The sequence below is a fragment of the Halomonas getboli genome (assembly GCF_023094245.1).
GTDB lineage: Bacteria > Pseudomonadota > Gammaproteobacteria > Pseudomonadales > Halomonadaceae > Halomonas > Halomonas getboli.
Genome location: NZ_JALMEW010000002.1, coordinates 248957 through 269526 on the forward strand (window position 1 = coordinate 248957; position 20570 = coordinate 269526).

The 20570-nt window shown below is 62.3% G+C and carries 10 protein-coding genes; 6 read left to right on the forward strand and 4 right to left on the reverse strand.

Features of this window, described 5'->3' with window-relative positions; genetic code table 11:
- Positions 1-43: 43 nt before the first annotated feature.
- The 4 genes from MYL53_RS06160 (at position 44) to MYL53_RS06175 (ending at position 13636) form a co-directional block, all read left to right on the forward strand.
- Positions 44-1717: a hypothetical protein gene (locus MYL53_RS06160; protein ID WP_247852754.1), complete on the forward strand. Its 1674-nt coding sequence runs from the start codon at positions 44-46 to the stop codon at positions 1715-1717.
- 137 nt (positions 1718-1854) lie between these two features.
- On the forward strand, positions 1855-4710 hold the full coding sequence (locus MYL53_RS06165; RefSeq protein ID WP_247852755.1) for a helicase-related protein: 2856 nt from the start codon (positions 1855-1857) through the stop codon (positions 4708-4710).
- A 179-nt stretch (positions 4711-4889) separates the two neighbouring features.
- Entirely contained in the window at positions 4890-11474 is a 6585-nt protein-coding gene (locus tag MYL53_RS06170; RefSeq protein ID WP_247852756.1) for a DEAD/DEAH box helicase, read from the forward strand.
- Entirely contained in the window at positions 11471-13636 is a 2166-nt protein-coding gene (locus MYL53_RS06175; protein WP_247852757.1) for a UvrD-helicase domain-containing protein, read from the forward strand. Before MYL53_RS06170 ends, MYL53_RS06175 begins: the two co-directional genes overlap by 4 nt.
- Before the next feature lie 46 nt (positions 13637-13682).
- Here MYL53_RS06175 and MYL53_RS06180 read toward each other — a convergent pair whose 3' ends face one another.
- Positions 13683-14762, reverse strand: a complete 1080-nt coding sequence (locus MYL53_RS06180) for an endonuclease/exonuclease/phosphatase family protein (RefSeq protein WP_247852758.1) — start codon at positions 14760-14762, stop codon at positions 13683-13685.
- A gap of 135 nt (positions 14763-14897) precedes the next feature.
- On the opposite strand from MYL53_RS06180, the gene MYL53_RS06185 reads away from it, so the two are divergent.
- Positions 14898-15935, forward strand: coding sequence for a sodium:calcium antiporter (locus tag MYL53_RS06185; protein WP_247852759.1), 1038 nt, complete (start codon positions 14898-14900; stop codon positions 15933-15935).
- Between the two features lie 91 nt (positions 15936-16026).
- Here the strand turns inward: MYL53_RS06185 and cysK are convergent, their stop codons facing one another.
- The 3 genes from cysK to MYL53_RS06200 form a co-directional block, all read right to left on the reverse strand.
- On the reverse strand, positions 16027-16998 hold the full coding sequence (gene cysK, locus MYL53_RS06190) for a cysteine synthase A (RefSeq protein ID WP_247852760.1): 972 nt from the start codon (positions 16996-16998) through the stop codon (positions 16027-16029).
- 24 nt (positions 16999-17022) lie between these two features.
- On the reverse strand, positions 17023-18057 hold the full coding sequence (locus MYL53_RS06195) for a histone deacetylase family protein (RefSeq protein WP_247852761.1): 1035 nt from the start codon (positions 18055-18057) through the stop codon (positions 17023-17025).
- A gap of 122 nt (positions 18058-18179) precedes the next feature.
- A complete protein-coding gene (locus MYL53_RS06200; RefSeq protein WP_247852762.1) occupies positions 18180-19091 on the reverse strand; it encodes a LysR family transcriptional regulator in 912 nt (303 codons plus the stop codon).
- Positions 19092-19197: 106 nt separating this feature from the next.
- Here MYL53_RS06200 and MYL53_RS06205 point away from each other — a divergent pair, with 106 nt between their 5' ends.
- Positions 19198-20568 (forward strand): aminotransferase family protein, encoded by a 1371-nt coding sequence (locus MYL53_RS06205; protein ID WP_247852763.1) that lies wholly within the window; start codon positions 19198-19200, stop codon positions 20566-20568.
- The last annotated feature ends 2 nt before the right edge of the window (positions 20569-20570 follow it).

Genomic DNA, 20570 nt, shown 5'->3' on the forward strand with positions numbered 1-20570 from the left:
GGAAACCATTCCCAACTGTCTCCAATGGAGGAGAGGGGATAAGATGACGATCAAGAAAACCTTCCGCTGGGCAGCCAGAAAATCCAGCTATCGCGGGACCAGTAATCGCAGGATTTCCGGGCGCCCCGAGCGGGAGACACCGCCGGGGACCGCCAAACGGTTTCCGGATGCAGAAGCTGACCGAGATGAGGCTTTCCTCCTCGATGAGAGTGCCGAGTACGAGATGCTTGACGAAGATCAGATCGACGAGGATGACGATGGTACGCATGACAGAGATACCTGCGGCCTGAATACAAGGGCTACCCCTGACAGCCACCCTGTGGACCGGCCCCCTGGACGTACCACCCTTCACCTGCCAGACAAGGCCAGGCGGAGGAAACCCGAAACATGTGCGGCGCCAGGGGAAAGTCAGGATAGTCGTCATCGCATTCATCCTCCCCACAAGACACCCACTAATGAAGCTTCCATGGTGCTTCATTCTCAAGAGGCCAGGGAAGGATCCGCTCGCCCTTCTTTGCAGCGGCCGGCGAAAGACATTCATCGTGTCAGCCATAACGACAAGAGCTACAAGCACGCCACGCAGGAGAATCCATCAGAGGTGAGTCAGAAGGCGCCGGATACAGAGGCCGATTCGGATGAAGACGAAATCCTCAATAACAGTGTCGAACATGGGGCTCTTGGCGACACGGATGTCGACAAGGACGGTGCCGAAAACCCCTCTAGGCTTGGCCGCAGCGCTCGCGCCCCAAAACGCACTATTCTTCACCTTCCCGATAAGACGCAAAGGAGTGCCACGGAAACAGAGACACAACCTTCACAAGCTCCGGAGCCCCCGCCCTACGCCAATGAGTCATCCAGTCCCAGTAGCTCATGGCAGGCTCACTCCGAAGAAGCCCTCTCTATGTCTCACTACGAGGCGGAAATCGAGCCTGAGGAAAGCGAACCGTCAAGCCTCTTGGACGATCTCTTCGAGGACAACGACATCGTAGAGCCGGATATATATGAGGATTCGCTGGAGGAGTTAGACGACAGGCTCCACGAAAACAAAAACACCGACACCGACACCGACACCGACACCGACACCGCAAGCAACCGCCAGGAAACGACCATCTCACCATACCTGAGAGCTTGCCAGCAGAGCTTGGCATTCATTCGTCGTAATGGCTGGAGCGATTCCTATCTTCACCCCCTGGCCGAAGTGCTCGACACACGCGGCTACGGCACAATTTTATCTCACTTCCAGGCTTACGCCGACCGTGGAGGCATGACACCGGACGAATTCCTACTGGCCAGCCAACTTCGCGAATTCTGGTCCAACAACCATTCCCTATGGGTCACCTTCACTTCTTCAGGAAAGATGTCACGCTTTACCCAGAGAGTTATTAGCTGGGCCCAGTGCCTGCGCATCATCAGCCTGTTCTCCCAATCATCAGAGAGCTCTCCGTTATTCGAGGAGATTGAGGCCTATCTCCTGGATCTCTTCGATGTCTGGTACTCAAGCGACACTCTCAGAACAGCCTATGGCAGTTATTCAGCATTCCTGAATGCCAGCATCCTCTCCTCGGATCCAGAAGTCGAAGCCAGCATGCAGCTGACCTGGGAAGATCCTGTAGATGATCGAGGAATCTTCCCCAATGATGTTTATGACATCACAAATCGCCAGGAGAATGAGTTCTACGATACGATTGGCCAACCACAGGATCTTGACTCTGAATAACCAGAAGTCATCTCCATGAGCGGAGCATCACTGGCGCCCCCTCGAATAATTACCAACAAGGCAACAAAAAAGCTGTCCTTGATACTAATGATCTGATGGAAAAAATCTCGCGAACCCATTAATGCAGGAACCAGAAGATGTCGATACCCACCAAAACACCTGTCCTTGGCGCAAGAGCAAGTATCACAATACCGTCGGGTGAAGAAGAGACCTGCCGGGTTCTCCAGTCTGTCACCGGAGGCAATACACCACGTTCGCAGGTGAAGTTGAAGTCTCGCAAGGAGCCACTTTGGGTAGAGACATCATCACTGCGTTCCGGCTACAAATCCGGCATGCATGTCCAGGCGACCGGGTCGAGGGAAGCCAGGAAGTTCGGTGAAGGAATCATTGTACAAACGAAACTGGAATCTCACCTCCACCTCCACCTGACCGAATTCCCGGAAAGCCAGACAAGGCGATGGCTGCCCTGGTATGTTCTTAAACCCTGCCCAAGCGTAAAACAGCGATTTCTCGTTGGTCATCAGGATAGCTTCTCGACTGCTGAAAGATGTCGACTTCGAATACTTGCACGACTCTTTCAGAATTGGCAGCAGAATACCGGTGCGTTATCTGACCTGGATATTGACCCCCTTCCCCATCAGATCCACCTCGTCCACCACATCCTAAATTCAGGTAATTACAACTGGCTTATCGCAGATGATGTAGGGCTTGGAAAGACTATCGAAGCTGGAATGCTCATCTATGCGCTACGCCAAAGAAAGGAAGCACGGCGTGTGCTGATCATCACACCTTCCGGACTGACGACACAGTGGCAGGAAGAGATGTCAAACCGCTTCAATTTACGAGATTTCCGAATTTATGGGCGTGATTTTGTCATTCAGAAAGCGTCCCACTGGCAAGATCACGCCCACGACTATGTCATAGGATCCATGGACCTTTTCAAGCAGGATCACCACCGGGAGATGCTGCTCCACGCCGCCCCTTGGGATATCGTGCTAGTCGATGAGGCCCACCGGCTTTCCAGAAGACAATACGGCATGAAACTCGACTCCTCGGATCGCTTCAACCTGCTACACGCGCTTCGCGAAAACGAAAAAGCGGATAACCTGATACTGCTCACCGCCACTCCCCACCAAGGAATGCAAGACAAGTTCATTGCTTTACTTGAACTGCTTCGCCCTGAACTCAAGGAAGAATTTCGCCTACTAGACCTCAACCGCAGCCTTCTCGGAGAGATGGTCATAAGAAATTACAAGTCAGACGTCACTGACAAGAAGGGAAACTTCATATTTCGTGGAAAGAAAACGCATTCCATCACTGTCGAAAGCAGCCAGGAAAGCCATGACTTCGACAGGTCTATGCAAAGTTATCTCAAACTAGGGTACAGCGCGGGAGAAAATCTAGGAAAAACCGGAAATGCCATTGGCTTCGTGATGACAGTATACAGGAAGCTAGCCGCTTCCAGTGTCGCAGCCATCCATCAAGCTCTGATTAATCGACTGCACAGGCTGGACAATGAAAAGGGCAACAGCTTTGACATTGCACAGAAAAAAGAGGATAGCCGATATCAAGGGGAGGAAGAAGAAGCACAAGTTGCACTTCTACCAGGCAACGAAGAGGAATTCTTTTCAGGCGAAAGAGAACTTCTGGAAGAGCTCATCTCGTCTGCTGAAAGGCTCAAGGAAAAAGACCTGAAACTGAATAGCCTCATGGACACCATTATCCACAAAATACTTAACAACTCTCCCGGAGAACGCATCCTGATATTCACTGAATATCGTGCCACTCAAAAATACTTGAAAACAGCCCTCAGGGAAAAATTTGGCCCTGACACAGTTCAACTTATCCATGGCGGCATGTCACTGGACGAACGGTCAGAAGCGATACACTCCTTCCAGAATCTCGGACAGTTCCTCATCTCTACCGAAGCAGGAGGCGAAGGAATAAACCTTCATCACAACTGCCACATCATGATCAACTACGACCTTCCCTGGAATCCGATGCGGCTTGTACAGCGGATAGGTCGCCTCTATCGCTATGGGCAGAAAGAGCCTGTCACGGTTCTTAACATCAACTCCAAAGGCTCCCTGGATGATGACATCATAACAATCATGTATGAACGCCTTCATCAAGTAGTGGAGGACATGGCTCAGGTTCAGGGTGATGAGTTCAACGAGGGTCTCAAGGACGACATACTTGGTGAAATCTCTGACATCGCCAACCTGGAAGACATTATCAACAACTCGCGCCAGCAGAATATTCAGCGAACTCAAGAGCGGATTGAGGAAGCACTCGAGCGTGCCCGCAATGCTGCCAGCCTTCAACGCGACCTCTTCGAGCATGTTTCAAGCTTTGATGCAAACGCCTTCAGCCAACAAATCGTAGTGACCAATGATCACTTGAAGTCATTTGTATCAGGAATGTGTCGCCTCTTGGAAATCGAAGTAGATTACCACTATCTGAGAGGAGCGGCCTGGAGGCTTAGACTCCCTCAATGGATCAAGAACAGGCTTCACATGTCTCGATCAGTGATTTCCATTACCTTTAACAGGCCGCTATCCCGAGACCGAGATGACCTTGAGCTCATCAGTTATGGTAGCGCTTTCTTCAAAGCACTGATTGAAATGGCATTAGACACTGACTTCGGTGGAAAACATGCCATGACAAGCATGAATACCACCCAGGCTCAGGGTGCAATCCTGGCCACTATGCTGCGCTGGCAAAACGAGGCAGGAAGGCGGATGAGCGAAGAGTTCTCGATCTTTCTCGATGACGGAAAAGATATCAAACTCAACCCCCCTTCCATCCAGGAGTGGCTACTTGATGAGGCAACAGATGAGGCTTACGAGCCTCGGGATATGGAGATGGCGAAACAGACCTATGAGAGACTGAAAAAGCATTGCTCCTGGCGAATGTCCCATCATTCCAGGACAAGCCTGCTTCCGGAACGATTTGATCCCGTCTCCGCCATGTGGGTTCTGAACAATCCCTAACCTTGAACTCAGGAGAAAAGCATACCCATAAGCGCATGATAGATTCATCAATCCCAAAAACGACGAAACCCCGGCATATCACTCTGAGGTTTTATCCGTCCTCGACAGGAAGGCTACCTTTTTCCTGTAAATTTTCTTAGCATCTTGCACCTGAGCAAAGGAGTGCCCAAGGAGTCCATATGCTACCAAGCCTCGTCGCCCATGAACTGCAGCTGAGCCTGCACGACTACCTGCGTGCGGCCTTTCCGATCTCCACGCCAAGCTTTCGCGGTGAGGGGGCACAAGGCGAGACGGCACTGATCGACCGCTTCCTGGATACTTCCGGCAAGTTGCTGAAGGGCCCTTATCTGTCGTTGGGTCTGCCCTTTCGCCGCGATGATCAATCGCCGCCTTTTCAGCATATCGATCCGGGGTTTCCACCCTTTCGCCACCAGCAGCAGGCCTTTCAGCGGCTTAGTGGCAAGGTGAAGCAATCCACACTGGTAGCCACGGGCACCGGTTCGGGCAAGACGGAGTGCTTCCTGCTACCGATTCTTGAACATTGCTGTGCGTTCCGGGCCGACCCGTCCATCACCGAGAAACGCGGTATCAAGGCGTTGATCATCTACCCGATGAATGCCCTGGCGACGGATCAGGCCCGGCGCATGGCCAGACTGGTCAGTGAGCTGGATACCCGGATCACCGTGGGCCTGTTCACCGGCGATGAGGTGGAGTCTCCCAGCCGGTCGATGTCCGTCGATAGCGTGATCACCGATAAGGAGACGCTGCGCGATAACCCGCCGGATATCCTGCTGACCAACTACAAGATGCTCGATTTCCTGCTCATGCGGCCCAAGGACCAGGCCCTGTGGCGTTTCAACACGCCGGGCATGCTCCGCTATCTGGTGGTGGATGAGCTGCATACCTTCGATGGTGCCCAGGGCACCGATCTGGCCTGCCTGATCCGGCGCCTGCGTGACCGCCTGTCGATCGGCGATGAAATGGCCTGTGTGGGCACCTCGGCAACCATCGGCGACGCCTCGGCCTCGGAGCAGCTGATGCGTTATGCAGAGGAGATCTTCGCCACGGATTTTGGTGATGAGAGCCTGGTACTGGAGGATCGGCTGTCCGCCACCGAGTATCTCGAACATGCACAGGCGAAGCATGGCGACCTGGCCTTCCACCATTGGCCAGCGGATATCGCGGCACGTCGGCAGTTGGATCCGCAACGCTTCGAGCAGCCTTCCACCTTTCTGGCGGCCGCCTTCGAGCAGTGGTTCATCGAGGGTAGCGTCCCGGTCGAAACCGACGTGCATGCCCTGCGCGATGCCGAGCACCCGTCGCATTCACGGGCCCTGGTCGCACTGGGCCGAGACCTCAAGCGCCACGAGGCATTTCATCACCTGTTGCGTGAGAGCCAGGGTGTCACCGATCTGGGCGCTTTGCTGAAGCGCTGGAAGCGCGAACGCCAATGGAGCGGTGAACCGCATGTGGTGCTTTACAGCCTGTTGGCGCTGATCTCGGCGGCCCGCGAGGCCGTGCCGCGCGAGGATGACGAGCCGCTGCTGGCCCCGCTGCTGACGGTACGGCTGCAACTCTGGCTGCGCGAGCTGTCGCGCATGGTGGCCAGTGTGGGCGATACTCCCGAGCTGCGCTTTGCCGATGACGATCCCCAGGGCCGCCCGGCCCCCGGCCAGACGGAAACGGACGGCCAGTCACTCCACCTGCCACTGGTGCATTGCCGGGACTGCCATAACGCGGCCTGGGGGATCCTGAAGGCCGAAGACAGCCCCCACATCAAGAACGATCTGGCGGCCTTCTATCGCGAGTATTTCCAGAGAGGGCCCAATGTCTGTCTGCTATATCCGCTGGCGGATTCGGCACCGCCAGCGCAGCGAGAAGGTCAGGTCAAGCAGCTCTGTTCGAGTTGCCGGGCGCTGACCCATGGCGATGCCCAAGGCAACTGCCCGACCTGCGGCGCCGGTACGCTGCTGCGGGTCTGGCAGCCGGTATTGCAGGAGCGGGAACAGGATAAGCTGGTCAGCAAGACCGACCACTGCCCGTACTGCCACTCCCACGGTGGCCTGTCGATCCTGGGTTTTCGTGCCGCCTCACTCTCCAGCACCCTTCTGGCTCGGCTGTACCAGTCTCCCTATAACGATGACCGCAAGGCCATCGCCTTCTCCGATAGCGTGCAGGACGCCGCTCACCGCGCCGGCTTCTTCGAAGCACGAACCTGGCGGCAGGCGCTGCGTCAGGCGATGAATGGCTGGCTGGCCAGCCAGGGACAGACGCTACCGCTGGATCAACTCGGCCAGGCGTTTGCCGAGGCAATGCGTCGCCAGGCCGGCAGTGACGCCGATTTCGTGGGCCGCTGGCTGGCCCCCAATATGGCCTGGCTGCGGGATGCCGACTATCTGCAGCGTGAGGACGCATTGCCGGCCGACAGCGACCTGCCCGACCTGGTGCGTCGGCGGCTCGACTGGGAACTGCATACCGAGCTAGGGCTGCGCAGCCAGATCGGCCGTACCCTGGAGCGCCAGGGGCGCGTCACCCTCAGCGTAGATACGCCCCTGCTGGAAGCCGCCGCCGAGCGGCTGGCCAACGACTGGGCCCAGGAGCTGCCGGGCATCGGTGAGGTCAGCCGCGAGCAGACAACACGCTTTTTGCTTGGCGTGCTGCATCGCATGCGCACCCGCGGCGCCTTTGCGCACCCGGAAGTGGAAGGCTATGTACGCAATGGCGGCAACACCTTTATCTTTCGCAACACACCCTGGCTGCCCAATTACGGCCCCCGATCCGCCCCGCCGGCCTTTTTGACCCAGGACTCGGTCTCGAAGAACTTCGACAGCATCGGCGGCCAGCAGCGCGGTGGGGGCCACTGGTACAAGAGCTGGTTTCTCAAACAACTGGACGCCGACCAGGTGCTGACCCATGACGTGGCCCAAGCCTATCAGCTGACCCTGCGGACACTGGAGCGCATCGGACTGTTGAGAGTGGTCGCAACGCCCCAAGGACGCTCCATCTGGGGGCTGGAACGCCCACACTGGCATGCCGTGACCCAGCCGCTGCCCATGCGCTGCAATGTCTGTGGCCAGCGATCCCAGGTGGCTCATGAACAGTCCGAGCACTGGGAAGGCATGGCCTGCCTGCAACCCCAGTGTGCCGGCGAGCTGGGCCGGGCCAAGGCATTCAAGTGGGCACTGCCGGCCTCCAAGAATTCACCCACGCGACTGGTCAGCCACGAGCATACCGGCCTGCTGTACAGCGACGAACGCGCCCAGGTCGAGCGCTCCTTCATCAGCGGCCAGCGGCCCTGGGATATCAATCTGCTTTCGGCCACGCCGACGCTGGAGATGGGCATCGATATCGGCAACCTGTCGTCGGTGCTGCTGTGCTCGACACCGCCTTCCCAGGCCAATTATCTGCAACGCATCGGCCGGGCCGGCCGCCGCGACGGCAATGCGCTGAATGTCACCATCGCCAATGCCGCGCCTCATGATCTGTACTTTTACGCCGAGCCCAAGGAAATGATGGCAGGCAGCGTGCAGCCGCCAGGGGTATTTCTGCGGGCCACGGCGGTGCTGGAGCGCCAGTTGATGGCTTTCGCCTTCGATCACTGGGTAGCCGAGGCCGCGCGTGACAACACCCTGGACGAGAGCATGCTGCCCACCCGCCTTTCGGTGGTGCTCGACAACATGCGCCGCGGCGACAAGACGGGCTTTCCACACAGCCTGCTGACCTTCATCGATCGCCATCAGCACTGGCTGTTCGAGCAGTTTTGCGCGCTCTTCCCGGCCCTGGATGATGAGGCCCGCCGCCACCTGCATGACTACTTCAGCGATGACGCAAGCATCAAAGGCAGCCTGCGCTACCGCATCAACAACCGGCTTCACGAAAAGGCCCGTCAACGCCAGAGCTGGCGCGATACCATCCGGGCACACAACAAGCAGCTCGAGCGCTTGCGCCAGCAGCCCGAGGATGAAGCCATCCGTGAAGCGATCGAGGCCGTGGAGAGCGAGAAGCGGGCCCTGCAGGAGATGGCGAAGCGCCTCGACGCCCAGCACACCCTCAATTTCTTCACCGATGAGGGGCTGCTGCCCAACTACGCCTTCCCGGAAGAAGGCGTTACCCTCAATGGCGTGGTGATCCGTTCGGTTCGCCAGGCGCAGCACGACACCAGTGCTTCCGGAAGCGATGCTCGGCCTGTCGGGAACGACAAGACCGCGAAGTCCTATGAGGTGGTGAGTTACGACTTTCAACGCCCTGCCCAGAATGCGCTGGTCGAGCTGGCGCCGGATAACACCTTCTATGCCGTTGGCCGGGCCTTGAAGATCGACCAGGTCAACATGCGCCTGAGCGATGTGGAAACCTGGCGGCTATGCAACCACTGCCACTTCAGCGAGCAGATCGACCAGGGCGACCGGCATGGTGCCTGCCCGCGATGCGGCAGCCCGCAGTGGGCGGATGGTGCCCAGAAGCAGCAGCTCCTCAGGCTGCGAGAGGTGACCGCCACGGTACGCGATCGCGACAGCCGAATCGGTGATGACAGCGAGCAGCGCGAGCCATCCTTTCATGTTCGCCAGTTGCTGACGGATATCGCGCCCAACAGCGCGCGCTTTGCCTATCGCATCGATGACCCGGAGTGCCCGTTCGGCTTCGAGTATATTCCCCAGGCGCGCTTTCGCGAGATCAACTTCGGCCGTCATGACGACAAGGCACCGTCATTCAAGGTGGCCGGCGAGGAGCGCCCGCGAGCCGGCTTTCGTGTCTGCAAGCACTGCGGCAAGGTGCAGCGACCGAAGATGAAGGCCAATGAACGGCATCAGCGCTTCTGCAAACTGGCACAGCGCGGTGCCGTCGAACAGGAAGAGGATTTTCTGGACAGCTTGTTCCTGTATCGCGAGCTGTCCTCTGAGGCCTTGCGCCTGCTATTGCCGCTTTCGGATATTGCCATGTCCGATACGGCGCGCCACTCACTGATTGCGGCCCTGCACCTGGGGCTGAAGCAGCACTTCCATGGCAATGTGGACCACCTGAAGGTCTCCGAGCAGCAGACGCCGAGCCAGGGTAGCGCGCCCTCTCGCCATTACCTGGTGCTCCATGACAGTGTGCCGGGGGGCACCGGCTACCTGAAGGAACTGATGCAATCCCCGGATACCCTGCTGGCAATGTTGCAGACCGCCTTCGAACATCTTGATGGGTGTGACTGCCAGCACGATGAACAGCTCGATGGCTGTTATCGCTGCCTGCTTGCCTACCGCGAAAGCCGCCACATGGTACATATCTCTCGACGGCGGGCCATGGAATTGCTGGAGCGGATTCTGAGCCGGCGTGATGCGCTGATCGCCATTGATGGCCTGGATCATGTCGACCTCAACGCCCTGGTGGAAAGCGAGCTGGAACAACGCTTCATCGATGCTCTTGCCAATCGGGAAACCGGTATCCGCCTCCTCCCGGAGCTGTACGAGGGAACCCCGGGGTGGCGCCTGACGCTGGAAACCGGGCGACGCGAAGATGGGACACCACGGCTGGCCAGCTGGCTTGTGGAGCCCCAGCGCAACCTGGGAGCGGCCGACGGCGTCACGCGGGACACGCGGCCGGACTTCGTGCTATGGCCCGCCAGCGACAGCCAGCAACAGGCCCGTCCGGTGGCGCTCTATCTGGATGGCTTCCAGTATCACCACGACCAGTTGGATGACGATACGGCCAAGCGCCAGGCGGTACTGGCATCGGGACGTTTTCATGTCTGGACGCTGGGCTGGCGTGATCTGGAAGGCACCGATCTGGATTTACCACTCTGGCAACGCCAGCCAACCGGTCACCTGGGGAATTTCTATCCGAAGACTGCTGAAAAGCTCGGCACCACCAGCCGTCATGCTGGCTTGGAAGATCTCAAGGAAAGCTCTCTGAACTGGCTGCTGGCCTATCTGCGCGATCCCCTCGATACAGCGCAGCGTCTGGCCCAAGCGGCTCTCGGCCAGGCCTTCCACTGGCTGGATCAGCGCACGCTTCAAGACCCCGGGTTGCGCCAGAGTATCGACCTAGAACTGGCCGAAAACGCCCCGGTCGCGGTGCGACATGCGCTACTGCCGGAGTCCGCTACCATCCTGCTCGGCGGCGTCATGAATGCGCTCGGCAACAGCGAAGATGCCAACGCCCCGGCCAGCAGCGAAATCACCTTGAGCATTCCCTTTGATGCCCTGCAAAACGCTAATCGACTGCCCGTTGAGCTGCATTTTCACTTGAGCCTGGATGACCGCCACCTGCCCGATAATACCGAGGGCGAAGCCCGCTGGCGGGCCTTCTGGCATGCCGCCAATTTGCTGCAATTCGCGCCACGCTTTTCCATGTGCTCGGTTCAGGGCGTGGCCCGCCAGGTCGTCAGCGATACGGTGGCCGAATGCACGGCGCTGAAGACGGCTATCAAGGGGTCGCAGGACGAGTCGTCGACCTCCCAGAACAGCACAGCGGCCACGGCCGAGTGGCAGGCGTTGATTGACCAGGAGCTGACGCTGCTGCCACGCGAATGGCTGACCAGCCTGGCGCAACGAGGTTTGCCGGTACCAACGCCGGGGCTGGATGTGCTGGATGCATCCGGTGAAGCCTCGATCACCTTGGAGCTGGCCTGGGAGTCCGCGAAAGTCGCAGTAGCATTGGAGGACGACCTGCCCGCCGACTGGCAGTCCGCACTGTCTGACTGGCGACTGGTCACGACACATGACAACGCCACCATCGAGACACTGATCGGCTGGTTGAGCACTGAGACAAGGAGTGAGCCATGAGCGAGATCACCGTCGCGATTTCCCAGGAATTCCTCGAGGCATACGCGCAGATCCCACGTCGCAAGCAGGGCAAGGTGATGAACATGGTCACCAAGTTTCGCGAGAACCCACGTTCGCCCGGCCTCAATTACGAGACCCTGACCACCCCCGATCCCAATCTGCGTTCGATCCGTGTCGATGTCGAATATCGGGCCATCGTGCTCAAGCCGGAACAGGGTAATGTCTATGTGCTGCTGTGGGTCGACAAGCACGATGAAGCCTACGCCTGGGCCTCCCGCCACAAGATCGATATCCACCCGCAGACCGGCAGCCTGCAGATCCTTTCCTCGGCCACCGAAAAGGCGGCGGAAGAGCCCGGGGAAGCACCGGCCGCTCAACAGGAGACATTGGAAGTCGACGAGACGACGCCGCTTTGCCAGGCCAGGGATCACGAACTCTTGCGACTGGGCGTGCCGGAGTCGCTGATCACGGACGTGCAACAGGTGACGACACTGTCGGCGCTCGAGGCACTGGCCCCGCGCCTGCCCGCTGAGGCTCAGGAGGCCCTGATGTTTCTTGCCCAGGGCGAGCCACTACAAGAGGTGCTGGAAACCTATGGGGTGTCGGATACTCATGATCCGGTCGACCGCCAGGACTTCGCTGCCGCGCTGCAACGCCCGGACAGTCAGCGGCGTTTCCGCGTGGTCGAGGAAGAGCAGGAGCTGGAGCACATGCTGCAGGCTCCGCTCTCGCACTGGCGTGTCTTCCTGCATCCCAGCCAGCGCCAGCTGGTGGAACGCCACTGGAACGGTGCCGTGCGAGTGCTGGGTGGTGCCGGCACCGGCAAGACCGTGGTGGCCATGCATCGCGCCCGTTGGCTGGCACGGCGACTGATCGATGACATGGCCGACGACGGACTGAGCCGCATTCTGGTCACGACCTTTACCCGCAATCTGGCGACGGACATCGAGCACCAATTGCGCGAGCTTTGCCATGACGACGAGATGGCACGTATCGAGGTCGTCAACATCAATCGTCTGGTATCGCGTCTCGTCGCCCGCGACGGCGCCCCTCGGTTGGTCTACCCCTCAGACAAGGGCTACCAGGAGGCCTGGAAGCGCGCCATGCAATCCCGCTCCAGCGACCCTGACCTGCCGACTTCCTTCTATGAGGAGGAATTCCAGCAGGTGGTGCTGCCCCAGCATGTCGTGACCCGCCAGGATTACTTTCGTGCCTCCCGCGCCGGGCGCGGCGTGGCACTCAACCGCCGACAGCGTGCCGCCATATGGCCCGTCTTTGAGGAAATGCGCGCTCAGCTCAGCCATGCGCGCCTGCGCCCGTTCGAGGATGGCGTATTCGAGGCGATCGACATGATCGAGAATGGCGACCTGACGTCGGACTGGTCACACGTCATCGTCGATGAAGCGCAGGATTTCGGTGCCGAAACGCTGAAGCTGCTGCGACACCTGGTGCCGGAGGCCCGGGATGATCTCTTCATCGTGGGCGACGGTCACCAGCGCATATATGGCCGACGGGCCTCGCTCTCGAAGTGCGGCATCAATATTCGCGGACGCGGCAAGAAACTGCGCATCAACTACCGCACCACCGAACAAACGCGGCGCTTTGCCGTGGCCCTGCTGGAAGGCCTGGCCATCGACGACCTGGATGAGGGCAGCGACGGGCAGCAGGACTATCGCTCGCTGTTGCAGGGCGATATGCCGGAAGTGACGCACTACGCGGACTTCGAGGCCGAGATGGACGCCCTGGCCGAACATCTGAAAGCGCATCTGGCCGCCCATGACGAGGAGGCCGTCGAGAGTCGCGGCGCTGATTGCTGCGTCACCGCTCGTACGCAGAAACTGCTGGGCGACATCCATCAGGCGCTGCAGGCGCGCGACATCCCCACCCGGGCGGTGTCGCGCGACAAGCCGGATGACCCCGAGCAGGAAGGCGTTCGCCTTGCCACCCTTCACCGCGTCAAAGGGCTAGAGTTCCGCGAGATGCACATTGCCTGCGTCAACGACGGAGTGATTCCCGCGAAGCACACAGGCCGAACCGAAGATCCGGTGGAGCGGCGCCATCGCGAACTCAACGAACGGGCCCTGCTTCATGTGGCAGCAACACGCGCCATCGAGCGTCTTTTCGTTTCAAGCAGCGGCACGGCCAGCTCGTTTCTTTCGTAGCAAACCACTCGATCCCTGCCGGGCGCAAAGCGTGGGCCGGAGCGGGTCAGCCGCCGCACAGCCGGTCGCTGGCGCGGATGTCGGCGAGGCGCCCGGCGGCGATGCCGTCGATGCGCGTGAGCTCGCCGCTGCCTGCCCAGGGCCGACCGGCCACGATGGCCTCGGCGCGGGCCGGGCCGATATGCGGCAGGCTCTCGAGTGCGGCGCGCGGGCTGGCGTTGAGATCGATGCAGCCGGCCGTCGCGCCGAGAGAGGCGTCGCCGGCATCGGCAACCACGCCGGCGCCGGGCGGCAGCGATGCCAGCTCGCCCTGATGCAGCGCCAGATAGACCGGCGCGTGATCGGAGACGTGCTCGCGGGCCTCGCCGTGCTCGAGCCCGGTCAGCGACGGATAGCGCAGCATGCCGAGCATCGAGGGGCTCAGCCGATCGGGACGATACCAGATGTTGTCGTAGGGGCTGGCGTAGCGCCCCGCCGTGGTGCCGAGGGTGGTGGGCTCGCCGTTCAGCGCCGGCACCGCGCCGAGGGCCCTGAGCGGCGCCCAGGCGGGATCGTCCGGCGCCAGGTTGAAGTCGCCCATCAGCAGCCGTGGGGTGTCGGGATAGGCCTCGTCGAGCCATTGCCAGTAGTCGGCCAGGGCCTCGACCTCGGGCCGACGATCGGCGAGACCGTCACCGTAGACCACGTGCATCGTGGCGGCGACGAAGGTGTCGCCGCTCTCTCGATCGCGGAACGTCGCCGAGAAGGGCTCGCGGGCGAAGACGTCGCGGCTGTCGATGAAAAGCGCGCCGCCGCCAAGCGATGCGACGCGCGACTCGCGCCACAGGAAGCCGTAGTGCTCCCGGTAGCGGCTGCGCCCCACCGCGTGGCTGGCCATCGACGACCAGTCCTCGCCGGACACGGCCTCGAGCTCGCGCTCCAGCCGCGCCAGCGCCTCGCCGTCCATCAACTCCTGCACCGCCAGCAGGTCGAAGCGCCCGGCCACCCGGGCCACCAGATCGAGCCGTTTGTCGTTGTTCCAGCCCAGATGTTCGAGGTTCCAGCTGCCGATCACCGCGGCGCCGGCCAGGCCCGGAAAAACGGCCAGAGCCAGTGTAAGAAAACCTGCCAAGACAAGACGTTGCATGCACCCCTCCATGTCGGAAAGGCGCCATCCTGCCGGTCGGAGAAGACGACATCAATATCAGAGGCCACCAATATGCGATCGACAGTCGGGGGCTGTTAGGCTGGACGCTCGTCATTCACGGAAGGGACGACCGTCATGCTCGCCATCCTGATCTGGAGCCTCGTGGCCGTGGTGGCCACCGCCATCGTCTGGCGCGGCAGCGGCCTGCTGGAAACCAGCAGCGAGCGGCTGGCGGCCCACTACCGCCTGCCGGACATCGTCCAGGGCGCCATCGTGGTGGCCGTGGGCTCGAGCTTCCCGGAACTCTCCACCACGGTGATCTCGACCCTGGTGCACGGCGAGTTCGAGCTCGGCGTGGCGGCGATCGTCGGCTCGGCGCTGTTCAACATCCTGGTGATCCCCGCCGTCTCCGGCCTGGCCAGCCCTCACCCGCTGAAGGCCAACCGCGACCTGGTCTACAAGGAGGCCCAGTTCTACATGATCGCGGTGGCGGTGCTGACCCTGACCTTCGCCTTCGCCGCCATCTATCATCCCGCCGAGGCGGCAGGCGGCGCCATCAGCGGCGAGCTGACCCGCGGCCTGGCGCTGATGCCGGTGGCCCTCTACGGGCTCTACCTGTTCGTGCAGTATCAGGACACGCTCGACCACGAGGGCGAGGCCGCGGTCGGCGACGTACATCCGGGTCGCGAATGGGCCCGGCTGGGGCTGTCGCTGGCGGTGATCGTGATCGGCGTGGAAGGGCTGGTGCGCGCGGCGATCCAGTTCGGCGAGATCTTCGACACCCCGAGCTTCCTGTGGGGCATCACCGTGGTCGCCGCCGGCACCTCGATCCCCGATGCCTTCGTCTCGATCCGCGCCGCCCGCCAGGGTCGCGGCGTCACCGGCATCGCCAACGTGCTGGGCAGCAACACCTTCGACCTGCTGGTGTGCATCCCCGCCGGGGTGCTGATCGCCGGCACCGCCATGGTCAACTTTTCCATCGCCGCGCCGATGATGGCGGTGCTCACCGCCGCCACGGTGGCGCTGTTTTTGATGATGCGCACCGGCATGGTGCTGACGAAGCTCGAATGCGCGGTACTGCTGGCGCTCTACGTCGGCTTCCTGGCATGGATCGGGATGGAGACGTTCGGGGTGGTGGACCTGGTGCCCAGCCTGCCGCCGCCGCAGGCGTAGGGAGCGCCGCGGCGGCGCCGGAGTGCGAGAGCGATCCCGGCGGCCGGGCGGCCGCCGGGACTGAGGCCGGGAATGGGGCTGGAAACGCGACTTACGGCTGGTTTTCCAGCTCGCCGAAGTGGCCGGCGAACAGCGGCGAGGAGAGATAGCGCTCGGCGCTGTCCGGCAGGATCACGACGATGTTCTTGCCCGCGAAGGCCGGGTCGCGCCCGATGCGCACCGCGGCGGCCACGGCGGCGCCGCAGGAGATGCCGCACAGGATGCCTTCTTCCTGCATCAGCCGATGCGCCATCTCCATGGCCTCGTCGTTGCCCACGGCCTCGACCCGGTCGACCAGCGACAGATCGAGGTTGGCGGGCACGAAGCCGGCGCCGATGCCCTGGATCTTGTGCGGCGCGGGGGTCGGTGCCTGGCCGTCGCGGGTCTGGGCGATCACCGGCGAGTCGACCGGCTCCACCGCCACGCTGGTGATGGCCTTGCCCTGGGTCTGCTTGATGTAGCGCGAAACGCCGCTCAGGGTGCCGCCGGTGCCCACGCCGGCGACGAAGACGTCCACTTCGCCATCGGTGTCGTTCCAGATCTCGGGACCGGTGGTGGTCTCGTGGATACGCGGGTTGGCCGGATTCTCGAACTGCTGCGGCAGGAAGTAGGTCTCCGGCTCGGCCTCGGCCAGCTCCTTGGCCTTGGCGATGGCGCCGGCCATGCCCTTGGCGGGCTCGGTCAGTATCAGCTCGGCGCCCAGCGCCTTGAGCACCTTGCGCCGCTCGAGGCTCATGGAGGCCGGCATGGTCAGCACCAGCGGATAGCCGCGGGCCGCGGCGACGAAGGCCAGCGCGATGCCGGTGTTGCCGCTGGTGGGCTCGACGATGCTCATCCCGGGCTTGAGCACGCCGCGCTCTTCGGCGTCCCAGATCATCGCCGCACCGATGCGGCACTTCACCGAGTAGGCCGGGTTGCGGCCCTCGATCTTGGCCCAGATCGTGGCCCCTTCGCTGACCCGGTTGAGACGGACCAGCGGGGTATTGCCGATCGAGCGGGAATTGTCGTCGTAGATGCGTGCCATGGATCGTTCCTTGTGATGGGCGTGTTAACGGGCGGCGTCGAAGCCGGTCAGCACGTTGACGGCGTTGATGCCGATTTCCTTGACCGCGTAGCCGCCCTCGAGCAGGAAGGTCGTGGGCAGTCCCGCGCCGGCCAGTCGCCGACCGAGTTCGGTGAAGTCGTCGCTGGTCAGCTTGAAGGCGCTGATGGGGTCGTGCTCGAAGGCGTCGACGCCGAGCGAGACCACCAGCAGCTCGCAGCCGGCCTGGCGAATGCGCACCAGGGCATCGTCGAGCGCCCGGGACCAGGCCTCGAAGCCCGTTCCCGGCGCCATCGGATAGTTGAGGTTGAAGCCCTCCCCTCGCCCGCGGCCGGTTTCATCGGCGTGGCCCAGGAAGTAGGGGAAGCAGGTGCGCGGGTCGCCATGCAGCGAGGCGAACAGCACGTCGTCGCGCTCGTAGAAGATCTGCTGGGTGCCGTTGCCGTGGTGGAAGTCGACGTCCAGCACCGCTACGCGCCGTTTCCCGCTGTCCAGCGCATGCTGGGCGGCGATGGCGGCGTTGTTGAAGAAGCAGTAGCCGCCGAACTGGTCGCTGGCGGCATGGTGGCCGGGCGGCCGGCACAGCCCGAAGCAAGGCTCGCCGCTGGCCAGGGTATGGGCAACGGCCGACAGCGCGATGTCCTTGCTGGCCAGGGCGGCCTCGAAGGTGCCCTCGCAGATCGCGGTATCGGCGGACATCGCATAGTGGCCGAGGCGGCCGTCGATGTGCTCGGGAATGCGATCGTCGCGCAGCGTGCGGGTCGGCCACATCCAGGCGATCGCCTCACCGCGCTTGCCCGCCGCCTGCCAGTCGTCCCAGCAGGTCGCGATGAAGTCCACGTAGCCGCGGTCGTGCACCGCCAGCACCGGCTCGAGGCCAAACGCCTCGGGGGCGCGCACCTCGCCGAGCCCGACCTCGCGCACGCGCCCGAGCACCAGCTCCACCCGCTCGGGGCACTCGTAGGGCGTCACCAGCTCGCCGCCGTCGAGTTCGGTACGGGCACGGCGCAGGCCGGTGTCATCACTGTGGAAGGTCAACATGTCGCGAGGGCTCCTGCCAGGATCGTGAAGCAGAGGTTCAACGACGACGCACGGAATCGCATCGTCACCGGACCGCTAGCATGCCACCGCCGCGGCCCCGGCGACACCCTCGGCACCCCGCCTCACTGCGGATAGCGCTGCAGCAGCTCCCGGCCGCTGGCCCGGATGAACTCCAGCGCCCGCGCCTGCTTCCAGTCGTCGCGATAGACCAGCCCGAAGCCGAAATCGATCTCCGGGCGGAACGGCAGCATTACGACCTCGTCGCGATGCGCCAGCTGGTCGACGGCGGTGATCGGATTCATCACGCTGATGCCGACGCCGTTCGCCACCAGGGCGCTGATGGCGCCGATATTGGCCTCGGTCTTGCCGGCGATGTGGATGCCGTGCTGCGTGGCCAGATTCAGCAGCGGGTCGGCCCCGACATTGGGCTGGTTGCCGATCACCAGATACTCGTCCCGGAGATCGTCGATGGTCACCTCGCGGCGCGTCGCGAGCGCGTGGCTCTTCGGCACCAGACACCGCGCATGGGTCGTCAGCCACTCCTCGACCCGCAGCACCCGGGAGCTCACCGGCAGCGTCACGAAACCGATATCGGCATGGCCGGACTCGACCTCCCGCAGCACCTCGTGACTCGACATCATGTCGAAGCTGATGCTGAAGCCCCGATTGTCCTCGAGCAGCGTGGCGATCAGCTGCGGCACGAAGCCGAAGGCCAGCCCCGGAATGGCGGCGATGCGCAGTCGCGAGGTGCCGAACTCCTTGAGCGCCAGCACGCTGTGGCGCAGCTCCTCGATATTGCCCATCAGCCGCAGGATCTCCTCGTATAGCTCCCGCGCCTCGGGCGTGGCCACCAGCCGGTTCTTCTCGCGCAGGAACAGCGAGAGCCCCAGATTCTGCTCCAGCTGCGACAGCGAGCGGCTGACGCCGGACTGGGTGATGCCCAGAGTCCGCGCCGCCTGGGAGGCGCTGCCGGCCTCGAACAGGGTCTTGAAGATGGCGAGCGCCTTGAGGGAATGGATATTGACGTCAGGCATGATTCGAAGTCATAGAATTCGGTAAAAACATCATATATTGAAATAGCATAACGTGCCTACCTAGACTGGCGATATCCCGACAACACAACCACAACGGACCGATACCATGACCACCTCTCCCCTGTTCTATCAGGCCGGTCCCGCCATGCCGGAAGTCAGTCACGGCCAGGGCGTCTTCCTCTGGGACACCCGGGGAAAGGAGTATCTCGACGGCTGCTCCGGGGCGATTTCCTGCAACCTCGGCCACGGCCGCCAGGACATCCGCGATGCCATGACGGCTCAGCTCGACCGCGTCGCCTTCACCTATCGCACCCAGTTCGAGAACGCGCCGGCCATGGCGCTGGGCAACGCCCTGGTCGAGATGACCGAAGGCGCGCTAAAGAAGGTGTTCTTCGTCTCCAGCGGCTCCGAGGCGGTGGAGTCCGCGCTCAAGCTGGCCCGCCAGTACTTCACCGCTCGCGGCGAGCCCCAGCGCCGTCGCTTCGTCTCGCTGCGCCCGTCCTATCACGGCAGCACCCTCGGCGCGCTCGGCGTCACCGGCTACCAGCCGCTGGAAGCGCCCTTCGCCGACATCACCTCGGGCTCGCTCAAGGTGCCCGGCCCGGACTTCTATCGTCAGCCGGAGGCGGACCGCGAGACCCACGTGCGCCGCGTGCTCGACGAGACCCGCGAACGGATCGAGACCGCCGGCGGCGACACCGTCATCGCCATCGTCGTCGAGCCGGTCGGCGGCGCCAGCACCGGCGCCCGGCTGGTCGACCGGGCCTACCTGGAGGGGCTGCGCGAGCTGTGCGACGAGTTCGGTTGCCTGCTGATCTTCGACGAGGTGCTGTGCGGTGTGGGCCGCACCGGCCGCTGGTTCGCCTATCAGCACTGGGGCGTGGTGCCGGACCTGCTGACCACCGCCAAGGGCCTGGGCGCCGGCTACTACCCGGTGGGTGCGCTGCTGTGCCGCGAGGACATCGTCGACACCGTGATGGCCGGCGGCGGCTTCCAGCACGGCCACACCTATGCCGGCAATCCGCTGGCCTGCGCCACCGGCCTGGCCGCCGTCCAGGCGATTCGCCGCGAGGGCCTGATGGACAACGTCAACGCCCGCGGCCGCCAGCTGCAGCAGGGGCTCGAGGCCCTCAAGGCCCGCCATGACTGGATCGGCGACGTGCGCGGCCTCGGCCTGCTGTGGGGCGTGGAGCTGGTCATGGACCCGGTCGGGAAGACGCCCTTCCCCGCCGAGGCCAACCTCTTCGCCCGCGTCACGGCACTGGCCAAGGAGGAAGGGCTGCTCATCTACCCGCGCCGCACCCTGGACGGCCGCGCCGGCGATCACTTCCTGGTCAGTCCGCCGTTCACCATCGACGAGGACGAGACCGCGCTGCTGCTCGAGCGCCTGGGGCGCGCCCTCGACCGGCTCGACCGCGAAGTGGCGCCGCTGCGCGACGCCCACGCCACGCCCTCCGCTCACGGCATCACAGGCTGATC